General features: G+C 67.1%; 20 protein-coding genes. 6 read left to right on the forward strand and 14 right to left on the reverse strand.

Features of this window, described 5'->3' with window-relative positions; translation table 11 throughout:
* Positions 1-20: 20 nt before the first annotated feature.
* From radA to M4578_RS20520, 12 genes are all read right to left on the reverse strand, one after another.
* Positions 21-1,385 (reverse strand): DNA repair protein RadA, encoded by a 1,365-nt coding sequence (radA, locus tag M4578_RS20465; protein ID WP_258095081.1) that lies wholly within the window; start codon positions 1,383-1,385, stop codon positions 21-23.
* 124 nt (positions 1,386-1,509) lie between these two features.
* Positions 1,510-2,340 (reverse strand): DNA repair protein, encoded by an 831-nt coding sequence (locus M4578_RS20470; RefSeq protein WP_258095082.1) that lies wholly within the window; start codon positions 2,338-2,340, stop codon positions 1,510-1,512.
* A gap of 156 nt (positions 2,341-2,496) precedes the next feature.
* Positions 2,497-2,925: a paraquat-inducible protein A gene (locus M4578_RS20475; protein WP_258095083.1), complete on the reverse strand. Its 429-nt coding sequence runs from the start codon at positions 2,923-2,925 to the stop codon at positions 2,497-2,499.
* Positions 2,926-3,019: 94 nt separating this feature from the next.
* Positions 3,020-3,400, reverse strand: a complete 381-nt coding sequence (locus tag M4578_RS20480) for a hypothetical protein (RefSeq protein WP_258095084.1) — start codon at positions 3,398-3,400, stop codon at positions 3,020-3,022.
* A gap of 10 nt (positions 3,401-3,410) precedes the next feature.
* Positions 3,411-4,157, reverse strand: coding sequence for an ABC transporter ATP-binding protein (locus tag M4578_RS20485; RefSeq protein WP_258095085.1), 747 nt, complete (start codon positions 4,155-4,157; stop codon positions 3,411-3,413).
* 88 nt (positions 4,158-4,245) lie between these two features.
* Positions 4,246-5,028, reverse strand: coding sequence for an MlaE family ABC transporter permease (locus M4578_RS20490; protein ID WP_258095086.1), 783 nt, complete (start codon positions 5,026-5,028; stop codon positions 4,246-4,248).
* Positions 5,025-6,062 (reverse strand): alanine racemase, encoded by a 1,038-nt coding sequence (gene alr, locus M4578_RS20495; protein WP_258095087.1) that lies wholly within the window; start codon positions 6,060-6,062, stop codon positions 5,025-5,027. Before alr ends, M4578_RS20490 begins: the two co-directional genes overlap by 4 nt.
* 59 nt (positions 6,063-6,121) lie before the next feature.
* Positions 6,122-7,606 (reverse strand): replicative DNA helicase, encoded by a 1,485-nt coding sequence (locus M4578_RS20500; protein ID WP_258095088.1) that lies wholly within the window; start codon positions 7,604-7,606, stop codon positions 6,122-6,124.
* Positions 7,607-7,833: 227 nt separating this feature from the next.
* Positions 7,834-8,514: an orotate phosphoribosyltransferase gene (locus M4578_RS20505; protein WP_258095089.1), complete on the reverse strand. Its 681-nt coding sequence runs from the start codon at positions 8,512-8,514 to the stop codon at positions 7,834-7,836.
* Between the two features lie 129 nt (positions 8,515-8,643).
* Positions 8,644-9,114 carry a hypothetical protein gene (locus M4578_RS20510; protein WP_258095090.1) on the reverse strand — a complete coding sequence of 157 codons (471 nt, stop codon included), beginning with the start codon at positions 9,112-9,114 and terminating at the stop codon, positions 8,644-8,646.
* Between the two features lie 172 nt (positions 9,115-9,286).
* Positions 9,287-10,321, reverse strand: coding sequence for a dihydroorotase (pyrC, locus tag M4578_RS20515; protein WP_258095091.1), 1,035 nt, complete (start codon positions 10,319-10,321; stop codon positions 9,287-9,289).
* 167 nt (positions 10,322-10,488) lie between these two features.
* Positions 10,489-11,685, reverse strand: a complete 1,197-nt coding sequence (locus M4578_RS20520; RefSeq protein WP_258095092.1) for a cytochrome b/b6 domain-containing protein — start codon at positions 11,683-11,685, stop codon at positions 10,489-10,491.
* 185 nt (positions 11,686-11,870) lie between these two features.
* Between M4578_RS20520 and fabD the strand changes: the two genes are divergently transcribed.
* The 3 genes from fabD to M4578_RS20535 all read left to right on the forward strand — a co-directional run bounded on the left by fabD (position 11,871) and on the right by M4578_RS20535 (position 14,041).
* Positions 11,871-12,815 (forward strand): ACP S-malonyltransferase, encoded by a 945-nt coding sequence (gene fabD / locus M4578_RS20525; protein WP_258095093.1) that lies wholly within the window; start codon positions 11,871-11,873, stop codon positions 12,813-12,815.
* A gap of 35 nt (positions 12,816-12,850) precedes the next feature.
* Positions 12,851-13,588, forward strand: coding sequence for a 3-oxoacyl-ACP reductase FabG (fabG, locus tag M4578_RS20530; protein WP_258095094.1), 738 nt, complete (start codon positions 12,851-12,853; stop codon positions 13,586-13,588).
* 219 nt (positions 13,589-13,807) lie between these two features.
* Positions 13,808-14,041, forward strand: coding sequence for an acyl carrier protein (locus M4578_RS20535; RefSeq protein ID WP_007800270.1), 234 nt, complete (start codon positions 13,808-13,810; stop codon positions 14,039-14,041).
* A 297-nt stretch (positions 14,042-14,338) separates the two neighbouring features.
* Here the strand turns inward: M4578_RS20535 and M4578_RS20540 are convergent, their stop codons facing one another.
* Positions 14,339-15,340, reverse strand: a complete 1,002-nt coding sequence (locus M4578_RS20540; RefSeq protein ID WP_258095095.1) for a Fe(3+) ABC transporter substrate-binding protein — start codon at positions 15,338-15,340, stop codon at positions 14,339-14,341.
* 271 nt (positions 15,341-15,611) lie between these two features.
* Positions 15,612-16,421, reverse strand: coding sequence for a nucleoside triphosphate pyrophosphohydrolase (mazG, locus tag M4578_RS20545; protein WP_258095096.1), 810 nt, complete (start codon positions 16,419-16,421; stop codon positions 15,612-15,614).
* Positions 16,422-16,484: 63 nt separating this feature from the next.
* Here mazG and M4578_RS20550 point away from each other — a divergent pair, with 63 nt between their 5' ends.
* Genes M4578_RS20550 through speB form a run of 3 tightly spaced genes read left to right on the forward strand, consistent with a single transcriptional unit; the run spans position 16,485 to position 19,845 of the window.
* The gene (locus tag M4578_RS20550; protein WP_258095097.1) at positions 16,485-17,645 is read left to right on the forward strand and encodes a M20 aminoacylase family protein; all 1,161 of its coding nucleotides are present in this window, start codon (positions 16,485-16,487) and stop codon (positions 17,643-17,645) included.
* Between the two features lie 56 nt (positions 17,646-17,701).
* Complete coding sequence (locus M4578_RS20555; protein WP_258095098.1) at positions 17,702-18,868, forward strand: M20 aminoacylase family protein; 1,167 nt, start codon at positions 17,702-17,704, stop codon at positions 18,866-18,868.
* Between the two features lie 8 nt (positions 18,869-18,876).
* Positions 18,877-19,845, forward strand: a complete 969-nt coding sequence (speB, locus tag M4578_RS20560) for an agmatinase (protein ID WP_258095099.1) — start codon at positions 18,877-18,879, stop codon at positions 19,843-19,845.
* The last annotated feature ends 158 nt before the right edge of the window (positions 19,846-20,003 follow it).

The following is a 20,003-nucleotide window of genomic DNA, read 5'->3' on the forward strand; positions in this document are numbered from 1 at the left end:
ACCCTGTCTGCCCGCGCGCCTCAGCCGGCGCCAAAGACCTCTCCCACCACGGCGGCCAGATCCGCCATTTCGGTGAGCGTCATCCCGTTCCCCTTGGCTTTTCCGCCCCGAGGCAGGATGGCCGTGGAGAAACCAAGTTTTTGCGCCTCTTTCAACCGGTTTTCGGTCTGTCCCACCGGACGTAAGGCGCCAGAGAGGCTGATTTCGCCGAAAACCACCGTTTCGGGCGGCAATGCCACATCTTCCCGCGCCGACAAAAGTGCTGCCGCCACCGCCAGATCGGCGGCGGGTTCGCTGACCTTCATGCCGCCCGCGACATTGAGATAGACATCGAGCCCGGCAAAGGGGATGCCGCAGCGCGCCTCCAGAACGGCGAGGATCATCGCCAGACGCCCGCCGTCCCAGCCCACCACGGTGCGGCGCGGCTGCGCCTGCGGCGTGGGGGCGACCAGCGCCTGGAATTCCACCAGCACCGGCCGCGTGCCCTCGATCCCGGCAAAGACCACCGATCCGGTGGCCGGGGTGCCGCGCTCCGACAGAAACAGCGCCGAGGGGTTGCCGACCTCGGCCAGCCCGGCCCCGGTCATCTCGAAGACGCCGATCTCGTCGGCGGGGCCGAAGCGGTTCTTGACGCTTCGAAGGATGCGGAACTGATGGCCGCGCTCGCCCTCGAAATAGAGCACCGTGTCGACCATATGCTCGACCACGCGGGGCCCGGCGATCTGGCCGTCCTTGGTGACATGTCCCACCATGATGACGCTGGTATTCCGCTTCTTGGCAAAGCTCGTCAGCTCATGGGCGGCGGCGCGCACCTGGCCCACCGAGCCGGGGGCCGAGCCCACATTGTCGGCCCACATGGTCTGGATCGAATCGACGATGGCGAGCGCGGGCTTTTCCTGCTCCAGCGTGGTGAGGATATCGCGCAGATTGGTCTCGGCGGCGAGCTTCACCGGCGCCTGTGTCAGATCCAGCCGCTGGGCGCGCATGCGCACCTGGGCGCTGGCCTCCTCGCCGCTGGCATAGATCACCTTGAGCCCGGTATTGGCAAAGGCCGCCGCCGCCTGCAAGAGCAGCGTCGATTTGCCGATGCCGGGATCGCCGCCCACAAGGATGGCCGAGCCCGGCACCAGCCCGCCGCCCAGCACCCGGTCGAGCTCGCCGATGCCGCAGGCGGTGCGCGGCGGCGGCGCCTCGGGATGGCTGAGATCGGTGAGCTTGGCGGCGCGGCCCTTGGCATTGCCCAGCGTCTTGCCCGTGGGCCCCTCCGAGAGCGGCGCCTCCTCGACGATGGTGTTCCATTCCCCGCAGGCTTCGCAGCGCCCCGACCATTTCGAGGTGCTGTTGCCGCAGGACTGACAGACAAAACTGGAGGAAGCGCGCGCCATATCCGCCTTCTAGGCCCAGCCCTGCGGCAGGCGCAAGCATCCGGCTTTCATCTTTCCACAAATACGCCCGCCGGAGGCCGGCCGGACGCACCCGCCCGTTCCGCCGCTTGGGAAGAGGCGCCGCCTATTCCGCCGCGCGGCGCGACAGCATGGCGACGATCCGGTCGTCCTGCGGCGCCTCGTCGGCCTCGAACCCTTCCGGACCGCTCACCCAGCCCGAGGCCTCCTCGGCTTCGGGGCGCGAGTCTTCGGGCAGGATCTCGGGCAGGATCTCCTCGAGCTCCTCGCAAAGCCGCGCAAGCTGCGCCTCGGCCACATCCTCTTCCAGCGACACGCGCATATGCCATTGCCGCATTTCGGCGGCGATGGCCTTGGCCTCGTCCAGCCGCTCGTTGAAATCCTCGATCTCCTGTTGCCTTGCGGTCAGGAAATCGCGGGCGCGCTGGATGTTGCTGCCGGAATAGGTCTGCGCCAGCTCGCGCGAGATGTGGCTCATCTGCGCCGCCACCTCGAGCACCGAAGGCTCCAGATCGCCGAGGTCGGGATGGTCGCGCAGGAAGGCGATGCGCTCGCGCACCGAGTCGAATTCCGAGGACAGGGTGAACACGCCTTCGCGGTCGGCGCGATGGGCGGCGGCATAGGCGCGGGCCACATCCTTCATGCCGATGTGAAAGCGCCGGTGCGAATTCTCCAGCGCCATCATGCGCGCATTGGCGGGCAGGAAGAACATCAGCCCGACCGCCAGCGCGCAGAACGTGAGCTGCACATAGATCCCGGCTTCGGGCACGCGGGTCTCGCCGAATTGCAACGGCAGGGTGAGCCAGGGTGCATAGCCCAGGAGACAGGCGAGCGAATAGGCGGCCAGCCCCAGCCCCAGAGAAATCACCAGCAGGAAGGCCAGCCGCTGCATGAAAAATTGCACGAGCAGGCCCGTCGCGCGCAAATGCGTCATCATCGAAAAGCCCCCCGGCAAATCACTCTGATCGAACAGATAGTGGCAAGAATATGCCGAAGGGGGCGGTTCTTCCTAGACTTTTTTGAGCGGGTGGTCCGCGGGACCGGTCGCGCGGGACAATCCTTCGCGAATCAACGCTCTGTTTCCGTCAGCGCATCAATGCCGTCGCGCCTCTGCCAGCGAGACGAGCAGCGAGGCCAGAATGCAGCCGGTGAAGAGGTAGAGGCCCCAGGCGGTTTCGATCCGACCGACCCCGATCCCCTTGGCAAGCGTGATATAGAGCGCGATCAGGAAGATGTCGGCCATGGCGAGCTTGCCGAGGAGGCCGAGCGCCGGCAGGGCGCGGCGGTCGAGCAGGCCGAATTGCAGCAGGCTCAGGCCCAGGGTCTTGAGCCAGGGGGCAAAGAGCGCAAAGACGGTCACGACGAGGGCGAGAAAGACGTCGCTGCCCCAGAGCGCCTGAAGCCCGGTCAGCACGCTGATTTCCGACATGCCGAAGAGCGGCAGCAGGCCGGCGCGCAGCAGCGGCGCCGACCAGGCGATCGGGTAGAGCAGCAGCAGGGCGAGATTGACGGCTTTCAGCATGGCACCGGAGCTTGCGACGTTCCGGAGGCGCGGGGGCGAGGGGGTTCCACCCCCTCGCGCTCCCCCAGGCACGGCCAGGCCGGACGGGGGGCGTTCACAGGATCAGCGTCGCGACCCAGAGCCCGGCCAGGATCCAGAGCAGCGCGATATGGGCGAAGTCGATCCCGCGCGCGCGGGTGCCGGGCAGATAGGCGCTGAGCGCGAGGAAGAGCGAGGGCAGGAGCAGCGGCAGCATGCCGTTGCCGAGCGTCATGAAGCGGTTTGCGGCGGCCACCGCCGGGCCGGCGGCCCCGGCCAGCGGTGCGAGCAGCGCCGCGGCGCCCGTCAGCGCCAGCAGAAGCGCGGCGAGCGCGGCCAGCCGCGCGGGGCCAGCGGCGCGGATCACCCGCGCCAGCGCCAGGGCGGCGACCAGTTCGAGGAAGACGAACCGCTTGAAGACCAGGAAGGCGAGCAGGACGGGGCCGGGTTCGAACATGGCGGGGCCTCTATCTCACGGCGGCGATCGGGCCCTCGGCGCGCCCGTGGATGAACTGTTGCAGATAGGGATCTTCCGCCGCATCCATCTGCGCCACGGGCCCCGTCCACTTGATCACCCCGTCATGCAGCATCGCCACATGGTCCGCAATGGCGCGCACCGAGGACATGTCATGGGTGATGGTCATCGCCGTCGCGCCCATTTCGGTGACGATCTCGCGGATGAGATCGTTGATGACCCCGGCCATGATCGGGTCGAGTCCGGTGGTGGGCTCGTCGAAGAAGATGATCTCGGGGTCGGCGGCGATGGCGCGCGCGAGGCCGACGCGTTTCTGCATGCCGCCCGAAAGCTCTGCGGGGAAGGCGTCGGCCACATCCGGGGTGAGCCCGACGCGGCGCAGTTTCTCGATGGCGATCTCGCGCGCCTCCGCCCTGGGGCGCTTCAGCGCGCCGCGCAGCAGGCGGAAGGCGACATTCTGCCAGACCGGCAGCGAGTCGAAGAGCGCGCCGCCCTGGAACAGCATGCCGAAGCGGGCGAGAAAGGCGTCGCGGTCGCCCTCGTGCACATCGCTGCCATCGACGGTGATGGTGCCCGCGTCGGGCTCGACCAGCCCGAGGATGCATTTCAGCGTGACGGATTTGCCGGTGCCGGAGCCGCCGATGATCACCATGGAGGTGCCGCGCGGGACGGTCAGGTCGACATGGCGCAGGACGGTCTTCGGGCCGAAGGATTTTTGCACGCCGGTGAGGGTGATCATGGCGCATCTCCTCGGGCCTTGGCGCCTGCGGCACGGGCGGCGGTGCGTATTTGGAAAGAGAAGAAGGGCAGGGTGCGGGGCGGGTGGGTCATACCGAGAAGAACACCCCCGTGAGCAGGAAGTTCGCGGCGAGGATCAGCACGGCGGCGGCCTCGACCGAGCTTTTGGTGGCGCGGCCCACGCCCTGCGCGCCGCGGCCCGAATGCATGCCGTAATAGCAGCCCATGAGCGCGGCGATGCCGCCGAAGGCGCAGCCCTTGACCAGCGAGGAGATCACGTCGAGCGGTTCGAGGAAATCGACGGTGTTCTTGAGATAGCTCGCCGGGTTGAAGCCCAGCGAGCCGGTGCCGACGAAATAGCCGCCGAAAATGCCGATGATGTCGCCGATTCCCACCAGCAGCGGCACCACGATCAGCGCCGCCAGCAGGCGCGGCGCGGTGAGATATTTCATCGGATGGGTGGAGAGCGTCACCAGCGCGTCGATCTGTTCGGTCACCTTCATGGTGGCGATCTCGGCGGCGATGGAGGAGGTGACGCGGGCGGCGATCATCAGCCCCACCAGCACCGGGCCCAGCTCGCGCACCATGCCGATGGCGACGATCTGCGGCACCACCGCCTCGGCGTTGAAGCGGGCGCCGCCGGAATAGATCTGTAGCGCCAGCGCGCCGCCGGTGAAGACCGCCGTCAGCCCCACCACGGGCAGCGACAGCCAGCCGATCTGCAAGAGCGCCTGCAGGAATTCGCGCCCGTAGAAGGGTGGGCGCAGGATATGGGAAAGCGCGTCGCCCGCGAAAAGCGCCACCCGCCCCACGGCGGCGAGAAAGCCCAGCACCGTGCGGCCGAGCAGCGCGAGAGGGGCGGCGGGGCTCATGCGCCCGTGTAGCTGCGGGCGTAGCGGCTCCCGAGGGAGGTGAGGATTTCGTAGCCGATGGTGCCCACCGCGTCGGCGACCGTGTCGATGCCCTGATGCGGGCCCAGCAGTTCGAGATGCTCGGGCACCTGCTTGACTGCCGTCACATCCACGGTGATCAGGTCCATGGAGACGCGGCCGAGGATCTTGCAGCGGATCTCGCCGGCCCAGAGCGACCCCTTGGGAGCCAGCGCGCGGTGGATGCCATCGGCATAGCCCGCGGCGACGGTGGCGACGCGGGTCGGCACCCGCGCAACGAAGGCATTGCCATAGCCCACCGCCTCGCCGGGGGCCACGTCGCGGATCTGGATCACCGGCAGCGTCAAGGTGACGACCGGGCTGGCCTCGACGAAGGGCAGGCCGCCATAGATCCCGACGCCGGGGCGGGTCACCTCGAAATGATAGTCCGGGCCCAGCAGGATTCCGCCGGTCGCCGAGAGCGAGCGCGGCACGTCGATGCCGTCGGTCATGGCGCGGAAGCTGCGGAGCTGGAAATCGTTCATGCCGTGCTCGCGCTCGTCGGCACAGGCCAGATGCGACATGAGCAGCACCGGCTTCTGCGCCAGGGCGATGTCGCGCAGCGCCGACCATTCGGCGGGCTCCATGCCCAGACGGTTCATGCCGCTGTCGAGCTGGATGCCGAAGGGATGGCCGGGCAGCGCCTCGACATGGCGCAGCATCTGGTCGATGGAGTTGATCATCGGCGTCAGCCGGTGATCGCGCAGCACCGCCGCATCGCCGTCCATATGGCCGGAAAAGACGCAGATCTCGGGGCCGGGCCCCAGCGCGCGGCGCACCGCGATGCCTTCCTCGGCGGCGGCGACGAAAAAGCGCCTTGCGCCTTCGGCGGCCAGCGCCGGCACGACCCGCTCGACGCCGAGCCCATAGGCGTTGGCCTTGACGACGGCGCCGGCCTCGCCGGTGGTGAGTTGGGCGAGCGCGCGCCAGTTGGCGCGGATCGCGGCGAGGTCGATGGTGAGCTGTGCCTGTGCCATGTCCTGCTTGAAAGCCAAGCCCGCAGGGGCGTCAAGGGGGAAAGACGCCGCGCGGCGGCTCAGTAGCCTTCGCCGTCCTGCTGCCAGGGTTTCACCAGGTTGCCGAAGCGGGTGAACTGGCTTTCGAAGGAGAGTTCCACGGTGCCGATGGGGCCGTGACGCTGCTTGCCGATGATCACCTCGGCCTTGCCGTGCAGGCGGCTCATGCGCTCCTGCCAGGCGGCCATCTCGTCGAGCCGGTCGTCGGAGGGTTTCTCGCGCTCGACGTAATATTCCTCGCGGAAGACGAACATCACCACGTCGGCATCCTGTTCGATCGAGCCCGATTCGCGCAGGTCCGAGAGCTGCGGGCGCTTGTCGTCGCGGCTTTCCACCTGACGCGAGAGCTGCGACAGCGCGATCACCGGGATGTTCAGCTCCTTGGCGATGGCCTTGAGCCCCATGGAAATTTCCGCAATCTCCTGCACCCGGTTTTCGGCGGTGCCGCGCAGAAGCTGGAGATAGTCGACGATGATCAGGTCGAGCCCATGGGTCCGCTTGAGCCGCCGCGACCGGGCCGCGACCTGGGAGATCGGCAGGGCGGGCGTGTCGTCGATGAAGAGCGGGCAGGCCTCCAGCTCCTTGGCGGCATCGACGAAGCGGCGGAATTCCTTTTCGTCCATGTCGCCCTGGCGGATCTTGTGGCTGGAGATCTCGGAGGCTTCGGCGAGGATCCGGCTGGCAAGCTGCTCGGCGCTCATTTCGAGCGAGAAGAAGCCCACGACGCCGCCGTCGATGGCGCCCTCGCTGCCGTCGTGTTTCTGCCCGCGCTTGTAGGCCTTGGCGATGTTGAAGGCGATGTTGGTGGCGAGCGAGGTCTTGCCCATCGAGGGGCGCCCGGCGAGGATCAGCAGGTCGGAGGGGTGCAGCCCGCCCAGCTTCTTGTCCATGTCGATGAGGCCGGTGGAGATGCCGGCGAGCCCGCCTTCACGCTGATAGGCCGCGTTGGCGACGTTAACAGCATCCGTTACAGCCCTGAGAAAGCTCTGGAAACCGCCTTCGGTCTGGCCTTGCTCGGCGAGCTTGTAAAGCGCCTGTTCCGCCTCGACGATCTGCTCGCGCGGTTCGGATTTCACATCGACCTTGGAGGCCTTGGCCGAGATGTCGCGCCCCAGCGCGATCAGGTCGCGGCGCACCGCGAGATCGTAGATGATCTGCGCATAGTCGCGCACCGCGAAGCTGGACACGGCGGCACCGGCGAGCCGGGCGAGATAGGCCGGGCCGCCCAGCTCCTTCAGCCCCTCGTCATCCTCCATGAACGCCTTGAGCGTCACGGGCGAGGCAAGATTGTTCTTCGCGATGCGCGCCGCCGCGATCTCGAAGATGCGGGCGTGTACCGGCTCATAGAAGTGATGCGCGCCGAGGATCGCCGCGACCCGGTCGTAAATGTCGTTGTTGGTCAGGATCGCGCCCAGCAATTGCTGCTCGGCCTCGATCGAATGCGGCATGGTCTCCGCCTGTTCGACCTCGACTCCGGCCGGATTGAACACGCTGTGGTCGTTCATTGCTCTGCCCCCATTTTCCCGTCTGTCCCGCGGTTCATGCGTCATAGCCAATGCGCGGGCCGGAACCAATCGGGATAGTTTTGTGGAGAACCGCCGGGAAAAAGCGGTGGAGATCGCGGCACCCCGCCGCGCCTCGGCTCATATCGTAGCAGATTGCGCTGATGCCGCAATATCTGGTTGTGGTGGGGCGATTCGAGCCGGGGTTATCCCCCGGCGCCGGTGAAAATTTACGCGCCGTTTTCCGCCTGCCATTTGCGCGGATCGGCAAGGAACGCCTCGACCGCGCTCAGCGTCTCGGCATCGAACCCGCCGCGCGTCTTGGCCTCGGCCAGAACGTCGTGCCAGGTGCAGAGGTAATGCAGATCGACCCCATGGTCGCCCAGCGTCTTCGTCGTCTCGGGGAAGATGCCGTAATAGAAGATCACCGCCGTATGGGCGCAGGTGGCGCCGGTCTCGCGGATCGCATCGACAAAGCTCAGCTTGCTGCCGCCGTCGGTGGTCAGATCCTCGACCAGCAGCACCCGCTGGCCCTCGGTCATCACGCCCTCGATGCGGGCGTTGCGGCCATGGCCCTTGGGCTTCTTGCGCACATAGGTCATCGGCAGCGCCATGCGCTCGGCCACCATGGCGGCAAAGGGGATGCCGGCGGTCTCGCCGCCCGCGATATTGTCGAAGGCCTCGAAACCCGCGTTGCGCATCACCGTGACGGCGAGGAAATCCATCAGCGTCGAGCGCACGCGCGGGAAGGAGTTCGGCTTGCGGCAGTCGATATAGACCGGCGAGGGCAGGCCGGAGGCCAGCTTGAACGGCGTGCCGTTCTCCATGAAATGCACCGCCCCGATCTCCCAGAGCATCCGCGCGGTCAGCCGGGCCATTTCTTCGGAAGAGGGGTAGGACGAGGGGATCATGGGGCGCACTCCTTAAGGGTTCCGCCCCCTCTAGCGCGGTTTGTCGCCTGCTTGAAGCCCCGCGGTGGCGGTTCGGGCGGAAATGGCAGCGCGCGTTTCGCCCAGGTGCCGGCGCTGCCGGGGCGCCGCTCAGCAGGTGGAATAGGCGTGCGCCCAGAACATCCGGTTCGGCATCGGGTCGTCGATGCGTTTCTGCTTCAGATAGCGGCCGCCCAGCGTATAGGCTTCCATTTCGCCAAAGCGCCGGCATTCCCAGTGCGCGGTCGCCCCCGATTGGGCCTGCGCATGATGCACCAGCTCGTGCAGCAGGATTTCCCGCCACAGCGGGTTCTGATGCGGATCGTCGTAATGCGCGGCGCCCTCGATCGTCGCCGCATCGAGAATGTAGATCGTGCCGTTGGGTCCGTCGGTCACCGCGAAAAGCGCGTTCAGCCGCTCGTCCACACCATCCTCGGGCATCAGGCTGGCAATGCCGTTGTAGAATTCCAGCGTCAGCTCCTGGGGGCTCAGCTCGACCACTGCGGGATGCGGCATCGCCGTCGTGTCGTAATCGCTGTTGCCGGCCACCCAGGCCAGCAAGGCGTCGATCAATGCGTCCATCGGGCCCGTCTCCGGTACAGATCCTCCCGAAGACCAGCCTGCCAGATCTACGACCAAGGTCGCATGAGCGACCCGGCCTGATGATGCTGCATTGCAGCATTTGCCGCTTTTGTGAGCGGCGAGGGGGTGTTTGCCATGGGATTGGGCGGCGCCGGACGCCGCCGCGCCCGGTTCAGGCCACCTGCCAGTGCAACGGGAAGCCGGGATCGAAGACCGTGAGCGGCCCGTCGCCGGTGGCGATCTTATCGGGATAGGTCACCGGCGCGCCCTTGGTCAGCGTCAGGGTCGCCTCGTTCGGCGGCAGCCGGTAGAAGGCCGGACCGTTGAGCGAGGTAAAGCCCTCGAGCCGGTCCAGCGCGCCGGCGCGCTCGAAGACTTCGGCGAGGATAGACATCGTGTTGGTGGCGGTGAAGCAGCCGGCGCAGCCGCAGGCGCTTTCCTTGTTGGGATCGGTATGCGGCGCGCTGTCGGTGCCCAGGAAGAAGCAGCTCTCGCCGCCGGTGGCGGCGGCGACCAGCGCCTGGCGGTGGGTCTCGCGCTTGGCCACGGGCAGGCAGTAGTAATGCGGCTTGATCCCGCCGACGAGGATGTGGTTGCGGTTGATCACCAGGTGATGGGTGGTGATCGTGGCGCCCAGATCGGGCCCGCCGGCACGCGCGTAATCGGCGCCGTCCCTGGTGGTGATATGCTCCATCACCACGCGCAGGCCGGGGGTGGCGCGGCGGATCGGGTCGAGCACCCGGTCGATGAACACCGCCTCGCGGTCGAAGATATCGACCTCCGGATCGACCACCTCGCCATGCACGCATAGCGGGATGCCGCGCTCGGCCATGGTCTCGAGCACGGGGCGCACCTTGTCGAAATCGCGCACGCCCGAGGCGGAGTTGGTGGTGGCGCCCGCCGGGTAGAGCTTGAGCGCGGTGATGAGGCCGGACTCATGCGCCCTGGCCACATCCGCCGGATCGGTGGTCTCGGTCAGATAGAGCGTCATCAGCGGGGTGAAATCGCTGCCTTCGGGCAGGGCGGCAAGGATGCGCGCGCGATAGGCCGCCGCCTCGGCGCCGGTCACCACCGGGGGCACGAGGTTGGGCATGATGATGGCGCGGCCGAAATGCCGGGCGGTCTCGGGGGCGACGGCCTGCAACATGGCGCCATCGCGCAGGTGCAGGTGCCAGTCATCGGGGCGGCGGAGCGTGATCTGGGTCATGGCCGAGCCGATAGCATGCGGCGCGAAGCGGGGCCAGAGGCAAGCGCGCGCCTCCCGCAGCGGCGCCCGGCGGCACCGCCGGCAGGTGAGTATTTATCGGAAAGATGAAAGACAGGCCCGGCTTTCATCTTTCTTCCAATACGCCCGCCGGAGGCATCCGCCGCGGCTCACTCGGCGCTGCGGGTGGCGGTCAGGGCGACGATGACCTCGACCTCGTGGCTGAGCTGGCCGGGGTCGGCCATGTTCGCGCCGATGGCAAAGCCCATCCGGTCGAGCGTGGTGCGCCCCGTCATCTCGGCACGGTCGCCGTCGAGCGTCAGCGTGAAGGGCAGCGACACCGGCAGGTCCACCCCCTTGAGGCTCAGCGTGCCCTCGGCCACATAGCCGTCGGCGACATTCATCAGATCGGCCTGGAAGGTGGCGGTGGGATAGGTTTCGGCGTCGAAGAAATCCGCCCCCATCGCCTGTTTCGTCACCGAGCCGAGGGTCAGCGACGGGATGGCGATCTGCACGGTGACCTCGCCGCTCTTGCCCGGCGCGTCCTGCGGCTCGAACGTGATGGCGGCGGTCCAGTCGGCGAAGCTGCCGGTGACCTCGGAGCCCATCTGCACCAGCGCGATCGACAGCGTCCCCTCCTGCACCTGCCAGTCGCTGGCGGCCGCCTCGAGCGCGGGGGCGTCCGGCGCGCCTTCCTGGGTGAAATAGCCTGCGGCCGCACCGCCGCCGATCACCCCGGCCCAGATCAGCACCGCCAGCGCCAGCGGCGCGGCAAAGCCGGAATGACCGCCCTCGGTGCCGGCAGCGGTGCCGCGCGCCATGCGGGCCAGCGTCGCGTCGCGGTCGAGCACCGTGTGTTTCAGCACCCCCGCGATATGCAGCGCCAGCGCGCCCACCAGCGCCCATTGCGACAGGAAATGCACCGTGGCGGCGGTTTCGGCCACCTGCGGCGAGCTCGGCACGAAGGGCAGGTTCTGTCCGAAGGGCCAGAGGATCGGCGCGAAACCGTCGGTCGCGGCATGTTCGACCCAGCCCGACAGCGGCACGATCACCAGGGCCGCGTAAAGCACCCAGTGGATCGCCTCGGCCAGCAGCGTCTCGCCCTTGCGGTGCGGGTGCAGCGGCACCGGCTTGGGCTGGACCAGCGCCCAGAGAATGCGCAGCAGCGCCAGCAGGAAGAGCGCCACGCCCAGCGTCTTGTGGGCAGAGAACAGCGCGGTCTTGAGTGCGATCTGGTCGGCATCCTGCATCGGTGCCAGATGGGCGATCCATCCCAGCGGGATCATCAGCAGAATGCCGAGCGCGATCAGCCAGTGAAACGCGCGGGCGAGGGGGCCATAGGTCGTGGTCGAATTGGCGAGGGGCATCTTGCGGCTCCTGAGGTTGGGCATGGGGCATGGGCTCCGGCTTTGCCCTACCTAGCGTCGCTGCGGCGCAGCGCAATTGCGAAGCTGCGCACAATAGGCGTGCATGAGCGTTGCGAAAGCGTTACGAGGGCGCTATGGGAGGCGCCCAAACCGCTGGATCACCGCAGAAGATGGGAGGAGCCCCTATGTCCCGAGCATTCATTTTCCCCGGTCAGGGCGCACAGGCCATCGGCATGGGCAAGGCGCTGGCCGAGGCCTATCCGGCAGCGCGCGCCGTTTTCGACGAGGTCGACGCCGCGCTGGGGGAAAACCTCTCTGCGCTGATCTGGGAGGGCGAGGCCGAGACGTTGACGCTGACCGAGAACGCGCAGCCCGCGCTGATGGCTACCTCGATGGCGGCGCTGCGCGCGCTGGAAGCCGAGGGCGTGAGCGTCGGTTCGGCGGCCTTTGTGGCAGGCCATTCGCTGGGCGAGTATTCCGCGCTGACCGCCGCCGGGGCGCTGAGCATCGCCGATGCGGCGCGGCTGCTGCGCACGCGCGGCCGCGCGATGCAGCAGGCGGTGCCGGTGGGCGAGGGCGCCATGGCGGCGCTGCTGGGGCTCGATCTCGCCGCCGCGCGCGAGGTGGCCGAGGCCGCTGCCGCGCCGGGCGAGGTCTGCGCCGCCGCGAATGACAACGATCCGGGTCAGGTGGTGATCTCGGGCAGCAAGGCCGCCGTCGAGCGTGCCGTGGAGCTGGCCAAGGAAAAGGGCGCCAAGCGCGCGGTGATGCTGCCGGTGAGCGCGCCCTTCCATTGTGCGCTGATGGCGCCCGCCGCCGAGGTGATGGCCGAGGCGCTGGCAGGGGTCGAGATCACAGCCCCTTCGGTGCCGCTGGTGGCCAATGTGCGCGCCGCGGCGGTGACCGATCCGGCAGAGATCCGCGCGCTGCTGGTCGAGCAGGTGACGGGCTCTGTCCGCTGGCGGGAATCGGTGGAATACATGGTGGCGCAGGGCGTCACCGAGTTCTGGGAAATCGGCGCGGGCAAGGCGCTTTCGGGCATGGTGCGGCGCATCAACCGCGCCGCCGCCGTGCAGGCGGTGGGCACGCCCGAGGACGTGGCCAAGGTGCTCGAGGCCGCGTCGGTCTGAGCGGCGCCAGGAACGAGGCAGGGAGACTAACGGACATGTTCGATCTTACGGGAAAATGCGCGCTGATCACCGGCGCGTCGGGCGGCATCGGCGGGGCCATCGCCAAGGCGCTGCATGCGGCGGGCGCGACGGTGGGGCTGTCGGGCACCCGCGAAGCGCCGCTTCAGGCGCTGGCGGAAGAGCTGGGCGAGCGCGCCTTCGTGTTGCCCTGCAACCTCTCGGATGCCGAGGCCGTGGCAGCGCTGCCGAAACAGGCGGCCGAGGCCATGGGGGCCGTCGATATTCTGGTGAACAACGCCGGCATCACCCGCGACAACCTCTTCATGCGGATGTCGGACGAGGAATGGCAGTCGGTGATCGACGTGAACCTCACCGCGACCTTCAAGCTCTGCAAGGGGGTGCTGCGCGGCATGATGAAGGCGCGCTGGGGCCGGATCGTGAACATCTCCTCGATCGTGGGGGCCACCGGCAACCCCGGTCAGGGCAACTATGCCGCCGCCAAGGCGGGCATGGTGGGCATGTCCAAGTCGCTCGCCTACGAGGTCGCGACGCGTGGGATCACTGTGAATGCCGTGGCGCCGGGCTTTATCGAGACCGCGATGACCGACAAGCTCAACGACGACCAGAAGGCCGCGATCATGGGCCAGATCCCCGCCGGGCGCATGGGCACGCCCGAGGAAATCGCCGCCGCCGTGCTCTATCTTTCGAGCCCGGAAGCCGCTTATGTGACGGGCACAACGCTGCACGTCAACGGCGGTATGGCGATGCTGTAAGGGCAGCCTGCCAGGGCGGGCGGAAAGCATTTGCCATCCCGCCCCCTTATGGTATAGGCGCGCAAGGAATGAGGCCCGGACGTGCGGTTCTGCCGCGCTGCAAGGCCGGTCCCGGTGCATCCGGGGATGAGCCGCCCGTCACGGGCGCGAGGAGCAGCCACCCCGGTGGGGCAAGGGCAGAACGGGGCCGATGGCCCGGAGAAATGTGAGGACGTTAGAATGAGCGATATTCCTGATCGCGTGCGCAAAATCGTTGTCGAGCATCTCGGCGTGGAAGAAGACAAGGTGACCGAGAGCGCGTCGTTCATCGACGATCTGGGCGCCGACAGCCTCGACACCGTCGAGCTGGTCATGGCCTTCGAAGAAGAGTTCGGCATCGAGATCCCGGACGACGCCGCCGAAACGATCCAGACTTTCGGCGACGCGGTGAAGTTCATCAAGGAAGCGTCGTAAGACGCTTTCCGGACGAACCGGAATATTGCAGCGGCGTCCCTCGGGGCGCCGTTTTGCGTTTTGGGGATGTGGTGCGGGCCGGATGTTCGGGGAGGGGTGGGCAGGATTGCCCACCCTACGGTGTCCGGTCGAGAGAACAGACCGGTGCGTTGCAGTCATATGCAAAGCAAGCCGGGCCCAGCGGCAGCCCGCCGGGACGGGCCGCCGCTGGGCCCGGCGGCCTTCGGCCTTGATTCCGGGCCAGAGGCGCGGGGATTGAGCGCGGTGGCAAGAGATCCGTCACCACGCCCCGCAGCCTCAGCCGTCGAAATCGACCTCTTCGATGATCCGCAGCGCGTCGGCGCGGTGGGCGGCCAGATCCATGAGGTTCACGTCATCCGCCGTGAAGCTGCCCCAGCTCTTGACCAGATCGTCCGCCTCGCTGCCCGGGGCGACGGGGTATTCGAAATTCGCGTGGGCATAGATTTCCTGCGCCTCGGGCGAGGTCAGGAATTCCATCATTTTCAGGGCGTTTTCGCGGTTCGGGGCCGCTTTGGTCATCGCCACGCCCGAGATGTTCTCATGCGTGCCGCCGCCCTCGAAGACCGGGAACAGCACATTGACCGATTCCGCCCAGGCCACCTGTTCGGGGTCGTTCAGCATCTCGCCCATATAATAGGTGTTGCCGAGCGCGATGTCGCACTCTCCCGACCAGATCGCCTTGACCTGGGCGCGGTCGTTGCCCTGCGGCTTGCGCGCCAGATTGGCCTTGAGCCCTTCGAGCCAGGCTTTCGTCGCCTCTTCCCCGTGATGGTAGAGATAGGCTGCGGTCAGCGCGACATTATACGGGTGCGTGCCCGAGCGGGTGCAGAGCCGCCCCTGCCATTTCGGATCGGTGAGATCCTCATAGGTGGTTACCTCGGAGGGATCGACGCGGTCCTTGGAGGCATAGATGATGCGTGCCCGGGTGGTCAGCCCGTACCATTCCCCGCCCGGATCGCGATATTGCGCCGGCACGTTCTCGTCCAGCACCGGGCTTTCCACCTTCTGTGTCACGCCGGCCTGTACGATCGCCGCCAGGCGGGCGATGTCCACGGTGAACACCAGATCGGCGGGCGAGCGGTCGCCCTCGGCCTGCAGCCGCTCCACCAGCCCGCTGCTGAGATAGGCGACATTGACCTCGATCCCGGTCGCCTTGGTGAACGCCTCGGTCAGCGGCGCCAGAAGCTCCGGCTGGCGGTAGGAATAGAGATTGACCTCTTCCGCCAGGGCGGGGCTGGCGGTCGCGAGCAGGGCGAGGGCAGTGGATGCGAGGCGCATGGGCAAAGGCTCCGGTCTTGCAGGGTTCCAATTTCGCCATGTTAAATCCGATAAAAATTGTCAGGTCAATGGGGCGGAAGTCGGAGAGACAGCCTGGCACGCGCCCTGCTGGGGCGGATCGCGGCTCAGAGCGCTTTGTGCAAGATCATAGAGTTTATGGGTAAGGTCTTGGTGCCAAAATTATTTTTCAAATAATTTTGGCACTGCGCAGTCCCCGGGTCGCGCCTTGGCGCCCGGCCGCACATCCGCGTGACCGGGCGGTGGGCTCTGGTCAGCCACCGGTTTTTTCCTGCGCCTTGGCCGCATCCCAAAGCGCATCCATCTCTTCCAGAGTGCTGTCCTCGGGGCGCTTGCCCCGCGTGGCGAGCGCGGTTTCGATGGATTCGAAGCGCCGGGTGAACTTGGCGTTGGCGGCGCGTAGCGCGGCCTCCGGGTCGATCTTCAGGTGCCGCGCCAGATTGGCCATGACGAAGAGCAGATCGCCGAATTCCTCTTCCACATGCGCCGGATCGCTGGCCTCGCGCAGCTCCTGCGCCTCTTCGACGATCTTGTCGATCACCTCGTCGGTCGAGGGCCAGTCGAACCCCACCCGCGCGGCGCGCTTTTGCAGCTTCACCGCGCGCAGAAGCGCCGGCAGCCCCAGCGCCACCCCGTCGAGCACGCCTTTCTCGGCCCGTGCCGCGCGCTCCTGCGCTTTGATCGCTTCCCAGTCCGCGGTCTGTTGTTCCGGTGTTTTGGCGTTCGACTCGTCGCCGAAGACATGCGGATGCCGCGCGACCATCTTGTCCGACATGGTGTCGGCCACCTCGTCGAAGCTGAAGAGGCCCTTTTCGCTCGCCATCTGGGCGTGAAACACCGACTGGAACAGCAGGTCGCCCAGCTCGCCCTTCAGCTCGTCCCAGGCTTCGCGCTCGATGGCGTCGGCGACCTCATAGGCCTCTTCGATCGTGTAGGGCGCGATACTGGCGAAATCCTGTTCGATGTCCCAGGGGCAGCCGGTCTCCGGGTCGCGCAGCCGCCGCATGATCTCGAGCAGCCGCGGCATTCCGCCCTTGGGATTGTGGATCAGATCGTCGCTCATGGACTTCCCCCGCGTTTCGGTATTGGGTTCAGTCCTGCGCCATGCCAGCACCGGAGTCCACCCATGCCCATCGTCAACCGCATTGCCGATTACGCCGAGGAGATGAAGACCTGGCGCCGCCATCTGCACAGCCACCCGGAGCTGAGCCTCGACTGTCACGAGACAGCAGCCTTCGTGGTCGAGAAACTGCGGGAATTCGGTATTTCGGAAATCCACGAAGGGATCGCGCAAAGCGGTGTCGTGGCGGTGATCGAGGGGCAGGGCGACGGGCCCGTGACCGGGCTGCGCGCCGACATGGACGCGCTGCCGATGGACGAGGAAACCGGCGCGGAATATGCCTCCGAGGTGCCGGGGCGCATGCATGCCTGCGGCCATGACGGGCACACGACCATGCTGCTGGGCGCCGCGAAATATCTCGCCGAGACGCGCAAGTTCTCGGGCAAGGTGGCGCTGATCTTCCAGCCGGCGGAAGAGACCATCGGCGGCGGGCGTATCATGGTCGAAGAGGGGATCATGGAGCGGTTCGGCATCGAGGAGGTCTATGCCCTGCACACCGATCCCTCGCGCCCGCTGGGCGAGATCGCCACGCGCACCGGCCCGCTGATGGCGGCGGTGGACGATTTCGAGCTGCGGCTCACCGGGCGCGGCGGCCATGCGGCGCATCCCGACACCTGCATCGACCCGGTGCCCTGCGCGCTGGCCATCGGCCAGGCGCTTCAGACCGTGGTGTCGCGCAACACCGATCCGCTGCAGTCGCTGGTCGTGTCGCTGACCGTGGTGCAGGCGGGATCGGCCACCAATGTGATCCCCGAGACGGCCTATCTCGCGGGGACCGTGCGCAGCTTTGATCCGCATATCCGCGACATGGCGGAAAAGCGCATCCGCGAGATCGTGGCGGGCACCGCGATGAGCTATGGGCTGACCGCCGAGCTGGATTACCAGCGCAACTACCCGCCCACCGTCAACCACGCCAAACAGACCGGGTTTGCCGTGTCCGTGGCGCGCGAGATCGTGGCCGAGGTCGAGGACGACTCCGTGCCCTCCATGGGGGCGGAGGATTTCTCTTACATGCTCGAGGCGCGGCCCGGCGCCTTCCTCTATCTCGGGCAGGGCGAGGGACCGTTTTGTCACCACCCGAAATTCGATTTCAACGACGAGGCCGCGCCCATCGGCGCCAGCTTCTTCGCCCGGCTGATCGAGACGCGCCACCCCTTGAAGAGCTGAGCGGTTTTATCGTTTCATGAGAAGATACGCGGGACAGGCCCGCGAGGGAGAGACCCATGCCCGTGATCAATTCCATTGCCGCCGATGCCGACACGCTGACCGCATGGCGCCGGCATCTGCATCAGCATCCCGAACTCCTCTTCGACTGCGTCAAGACCGCCGGGTTTGTCGTTGAAAAGCTGACATCTTTCGGGATTTCGGAAATACACGAAGGGATCGCCAAAACCGGGGTCGTGGCGATCATCGAGGGGCGCGCACCGGGCAGGACCATCGGGCTGCGCGCCGATATGGACGCTCTGCCGATGCAGGATCTTTCGGGCAGCGATCATGCCTCGACGGTGCCGGGCGTGGCCCATACCTGCGGCCATGACGGCCATACGACGATGCTGCTTGGGGCCGCGAAATACCTCGCCGAGACGCGCAATTTCGCGGGCCGCGTGGCGCTGCTCTTCCAGCCCGCCGAAGAGGGCGGCGGCGGCGGCAAGGTCATGGTCGACGAGGGGATCATGGACCGCTTCGGCATCGAGGAGGTCTATGGCATCCACAACGCGCCGGGCGAGCCCGAGGGGCATATCGTCACCGCCCCCGGCCCGCTCATGGCCTCGGCGGATGAGTTCCGTATCGAGATCACCGGCAAGGGCGGCCATGGCGCCGAACCGCAGGACTGCATCGACCCGGTGCCCGCCGCGGCGGCGCTGGTGGGCGCGCTGCAGACGATCGTCAGCCGCAACACCTCGGCCATCGACAACCTTGTGGTCTCGGTGACCGAGATCCACGCGGGCACCGCCCATAACATCATCCCCTCGACCGCCTGGCTGGGCGGCACGGTGCGCAGCTTCCGACCCGAGACCCGCGACATGGCCGAACGGCGGATGCGCGAGATCGCCGAAGCGCAGGCGGCGGTCTTCGGCTGCACGGCGGAGGTGATCTATGACCGGGGCTATCCGCCGACCGTGAACCACGCCGCGCAGGCGGCTTTCGCGGCCGAGGTGGCGCGCGAGGTGGTGGGCGCCGACAAGGTGCGCGACGACATCGACCCGATCATGCCGGCGGAGGATTTCTCCTACATGCTGGAAGCGCGGCCCGGCGCCTATCTGTTTCTGGGGCAGGGCGACACGCCGGTCTGTCACCACCCGGAATACGATTTCAACGATTCCATCGCGCCCATCGGCGCGTCCTTCTTCGCGCGGCTGGTGGAAACCGCGCTGCCCCTGAAAGGCTGAGGCATCCCATGGCACTGGAAGACGCAAAGACCCAGATCGACCACGCCTTCACCCGTGAAGACCTGAAGGGGCCGAGTTTCGAGAACGTGTTCGGCGGCGCCACCTCGTTCCTGCGCCGCAAATACACCAAGGATCTGCGCGGGGTGGACATCGCCGTGACCGGCGTGCCCTTCGATCAGGCGGTGACCAACCGCACCGGCACGCGGCTCGGGCCGCGCGCGATCCGCGAGGCCAGCGCCCTGCAACCCTGCGATGCGCCCTATGGCTGGGGCTATGATGTGCTGAGCGAATTTGCCATCGCCGATTACGGCGATCTGGCCTTCGACTATGCCAATGTTCCGGGGTTTCCCGAAACGCTGGAAAAGCATATTTCGGGAATCCTCGAACAAGGCGCGGCCACCGTCACGCTGGGCGGCGATCATTCGATCACCCTGCCGATCCTCAAGGCGCATGCAGAGAAATACGGGCCCCTGAGCGTGATCCAGTTCGACGCCCATACCGACACCTGGGCGGATGACGATTTCAGCCGCATCGACCATGGCACCTTTATGTATAAGGCGGTGAAGCTCGGCTATGTGGACCCGCAGCGCTCGGTGCAGATCGGCATCCGCACTGACAACCCCGATACGATGGGGTTCCACATCCTCGACGCCCGCGAGCTGCATCGCGAGGGGCCGGAGACAATTGCGGAACGGGTCAAGGACATCGTCGGGCGTCATCCGGTCTATCTGACCTTCGACATCGACGCGCTCGACCCGGCCTTTGCGCCGGGCACGGGCACGCCGGTCTGGGGCGGGCTCACCAGCCATCAGGCGGCGGTGATGCTGCGCGGTCTGGCGGGGATCAACCTCAAGGGCGGCGATGTGGTCGAGGTCTCGCCCCCCTTCGACACCAGTGGCGCCACCGCTATTGCGGCAGCCCATGTGGCGACGGAGCTGCTCTGCCTCTGGGGCTGGACCCGGCGCGCCGGCGGTTAACGCTATCGGCGGATTCCCGCGATTGTGAGCGGGTCAGCCTTTTCCCGCCGGGCAGAATCGTGTGAACAGGAAAGCGTCGGCGGCTCTGTCATGCGCAGCGCCGCTGCGGCGTGCCTCGCGGGCGTGCCGGTTTTGACCCCCATCGACCGAAAGGATCG

Origin of the sequence: Salipiger pentaromativorans (assembly GCF_024721115.1) — a bacterium.
GTDB lineage: Bacteria > Pseudomonadota > Alphaproteobacteria > Rhodobacterales > Rhodobacteraceae > Salipiger > Salipiger pentaromativorans.

What these genes read in the sequence shown, in the direction of transcription:
- mazG (WP_258095096.1), bottom strand. Translation starts at nt 16,421, where the DNA reads ATGAGCGACGATCTGATCCACAATCCCAAGGGCGGAATGCCGCGGCTG.
- M4578_RS20555 (WP_258095098.1), top strand. Translation starts at nt 17,702, where the DNA reads ATGCCCGTGATCAATTCCATTGCCGCCGATGCCGACACGCTGACCGCA.
- M4578_RS20490 (WP_258095086.1), bottom strand. Translation starts at nt 5,028, where the DNA reads ATGAGCCCCGCCGCCCCTCTCGCGCTGCTCGGCCGCACGGTGCTGGGC.
- M4578_RS20485 (WP_258095085.1), bottom strand. Translation starts at nt 4,157, where the DNA reads ATGATCACCCTCACCGGCGTGCAAAAATCCTTCGGCCCGAAGACCGTC.
- M4578_RS20475 (WP_258095083.1), bottom strand. Translation starts at nt 2,925, where the DNA reads ATGCTGAAAGCCGTCAATCTCGCCCTGCTGCTGCTCTACCCGATCGCC.
- M4578_RS20550 (WP_258095097.1), top strand. Translation starts at nt 16,485, where the DNA reads ATGCCCATCGTCAACCGCATTGCCGATTACGCCGAGGAGATGAAGACC.
- speB (WP_258095099.1), top strand. Translation starts at nt 18,877, where the DNA reads ATGGCACTGGAAGACGCAAAGACCCAGATCGACCACGCCTTCACCCGT.
- radA (WP_258095081.1), bottom strand. Translation starts at nt 1,385, where the DNA reads ATGGCGCGCGCTTCCTCCAGTTTTGTCTGTCAGTCCTGCGGCAACAGC.
- M4578_RS20520 (WP_258095092.1), bottom strand. Translation starts at nt 11,685, where the DNA reads ATGCCCCTCGCCAATTCGACCACGACCTATGGCCCCCTCGCCCGCGCG.
- M4578_RS20480 (WP_258095084.1), bottom strand. Translation starts at nt 3,400, where the DNA reads ATGTTCGAACCCGGCCCCGTCCTGCTCGCCTTCCTGGTCTTCAAGCGG.
- M4578_RS20505 (WP_258095089.1), bottom strand. Translation starts at nt 8,514, where the DNA reads ATGATCCCCTCGTCCTACCCCTCTTCCGAAGAAATGGCCCGGCTGACC.
- pyrC (WP_258095091.1), bottom strand. Translation starts at nt 10,321, where the DNA reads ATGACCCAGATCACGCTCCGCCGCCCCGATGACTGGCACCTGCACCTG.
- M4578_RS20470 (WP_258095082.1), bottom strand. Translation starts at nt 2,340, where the DNA reads ATGATGACGCATTTGCGCGCGACGGGCCTGCTCGTGCAATTTTTCATG.
- M4578_RS20535 (WP_007800270.1), top strand. Translation starts at nt 13,808, where the DNA reads ATGAGCGATATTCCTGATCGCGTGCGCAAAATCGTTGTCGAGCATCTC.
- M4578_RS20500 (WP_258095088.1), bottom strand. Translation starts at nt 7,606, where the DNA reads ATGAACGACCACAGCGTGTTCAATCCGGCCGGAGTCGAGGTCGAACAG.
- fabG (WP_258095094.1), top strand. Translation starts at nt 12,851, where the DNA reads ATGTTCGATCTTACGGGAAAATGCGCGCTGATCACCGGCGCGTCGGGC.
- fabD (WP_258095093.1), top strand. Translation starts at nt 11,871, where the DNA reads ATGTCCCGAGCATTCATTTTCCCCGGTCAGGGCGCACAGGCCATCGGC.
- M4578_RS20510 (WP_258095090.1), bottom strand. Translation starts at nt 9,114, where the DNA reads ATGGACGCATTGATCGACGCCTTGCTGGCCTGGGTGGCCGGCAACAGC.
- alr (WP_258095087.1), bottom strand. Translation starts at nt 6,062, where the DNA reads ATGGCACAGGCACAGCTCACCATCGACCTCGCCGCGATCCGCGCCAAC.
- M4578_RS20540 (WP_258095095.1), bottom strand. Translation starts at nt 15,340, where the DNA reads ATGCGCCTCGCATCCACTGCCCTCGCCCTGCTCGCGACCGCCAGCCCC.